We start from the raw sequence: 1,805 nt of genomic DNA, 5'->3' as shown, positions 1-1,805 counted from the left end.
GGTCAGCACTATAGCGATTGTCGCGATTGCCAGCGTTGCGATCGCTGTCCCAAGGACGCCAGTTGTGAAGGCCGTCAAAGCCAGAGGTAACATGACCATGAAGAGGAAAGGATAAGAAGATTGAAAAAAGACGGCGGCCGTTATGGCAACACAGAGCAGTAGTGCGGCCAGCGTTCCACGTTGCGTTAAGCTTTCCTTCTCGATCGACCTTTGCGTGTTCGGAATACCGGCTAGCAAGAATGGCGCGACCAGTAGCATTCCCAGAGCATCGGCACCGTACCAGTTCACAAAAACCGACCAGAATGGTGTGCCGAACGAATGGTGAAGATATAGCGAGGCAATCATTCCGACAGTCGCGGGTGCGATGCCGCCAGCAATCAATCCAAACCACAGCAGATGATCTGGCTTTCCGAGATCGACGTTCAGACAAACCTTCCGCAAGCAGACGATACAGATCGCAATTTCGACTGTGTTAAAGGTAGACAGGACTATTGCGTTGGTGGTGCTGTCCCCAACAGCGAAATTTGCCAGAAGGTTTCCAATGTAGCCGGCCACCATCAACTTCAGCAAACGCGGAAGCCTCGCTTCGAGCACGATCGCCAGAAGTGCTGCGTTTGGAAACCAGATCCACGCGATTCTGCCAGCTTCCCTTGTCAGAATAATCCCACTGACCGCAAGCAGAAAAAAGACCGCAAGAACCACGATCATCTGAATGGGAAGCGGAATTCTCCTAAACTGAGAGGCGATATTGAACGTCGAACCGGGCGTATTTTCTGCGTTTTGTTTTGAAAACAAATCGGATTCCCTTCAATATCGAGGTTGAATTAGGAATGCGCAAAATTTCGATGAAATGATTAAATCAAACAGCAATTGCGAAAACGTAAAATAACTTTCAGAATTTGAAACACAAAACAATGTTAGAAATTACAATGTTTCTTGTTTGCGTGGGGTGGAATTTAGTTGTGCGTGATCTTGGATTGTTGGAGTTGCGAGTTTTCTAATATTTAGCGCCAGTCTTGCGCGTTAAAAAACTTCCAAGACTTCTCCGTCCGGTAGCAGCCGCCTTTCCGATATTTGTTTAACCGCGAGATACGGTTGGAAACACAGCTATTTGGCTTTGAAAATGTTGATTTTACCCATTTTAGCTAATATAGTGGTTTTATCAAAACCCACTTGGAGTCTGCCATGCGTGCTTTCAGCGCAACCGAACTGGCCAACAAGACCGGAGATGTTCTTGCTGCAGCTGCACAAGAACCCGTCGCCATTCAACGACACGGCAAGTCCCGCTTCGTGATGCTTTCAGCTGAGGAATTCGAACGCCTGCAGCACAAGAGGGATACCAGAAAGGCTGTCCATGTGTCGGATCTGTCCGACGCCGATGCCGGCGATCTGCTTTCCGCTTTGGAAGACAGCATAAAGAATGACTGATCGGCAAAGCATTCCGAAAGTCGGAGACATTTGGGCGTATCCCTATCTTTGGGCCTGGCAAGCCGACCACGGCGAAACCGAGGGCCGGAAGGCAAGACCTTGTGCTCTGACGCTAGTCAACCGAAAGCAAGACAACCTAACAGAAGTCATCCTGGTGCCGATCACCACCAAGGAACCGGTTGCAGGGTCCCATTTCGTTGAAGTGCCGCAAATCGAGAAAAGGCGAGCTGGGCTCGATGAACGTTTGAGGCTTTGGGTGATCTGCGATGAATTTAACTCCGACATGCCCGAGCGCTCTTATTACTTCGAACCGGGCGGCCGGGTCGGCGCTTTCAGTATCAAGTTTACAAAGCAGGTCCAGGCAGAGCTGGTAAGGG

General features: G+C 49.8%; 3 protein-coding genes. 2 read left to right on the top strand and 1 reads right to left on the bottom strand.

The features are described 5' to 3' along the window. The coding region (locus ACYQ6M_RS30320) for an MASE1 domain-containing protein (protein WP_460077686.1) at positions 1-795 on the bottom strand (795 nt) is incomplete at its 3' end. 390 nt (positions 796-1,185) lie between these two features. Between ACYQ6M_RS30320 and ACYQ6M_RS30315 the strand changes: the two genes are divergently transcribed. Together ACYQ6M_RS30315 and ACYQ6M_RS30310 are read left to right on the top strand one after the other, a co-directional pair. Next, positions 1,186-1,428: a type II toxin-antitoxin system Phd/YefM family antitoxin gene (locus ACYQ6M_RS30315; protein WP_460077684.1), complete on the top strand. Its 243-nt coding sequence runs from the start codon at positions 1,186-1,188 to the stop codon at positions 1,426-1,428. Continuing rightward, a partial coding sequence (locus ACYQ6M_RS30310; protein ID WP_460077683.1) for a hypothetical protein occupies positions 1,421-1,805 on the top strand: 385 nt, incomplete at its 3' end. The genes ACYQ6M_RS30315 and ACYQ6M_RS30310, both read left to right, overlap by 8 nt.

This window comes from Roseibium sp. ROS1, from assembly GCF_054658215.1.
The sequence above is the reverse complement of the archived record's forward strand: the minus strand, read 5'-3'. Positions and strand labels throughout refer to the sequence as shown.

Excerpts from the sequence above, each read along its gene's own strand:
- ACYQ6M_RS30315 (WP_460077684.1), top strand. The coding sequence starts at position 1,186 with ATGCGTGCTTTCAGCGCAACCGAACTGGCCAACAAGACCGGAGATGTT.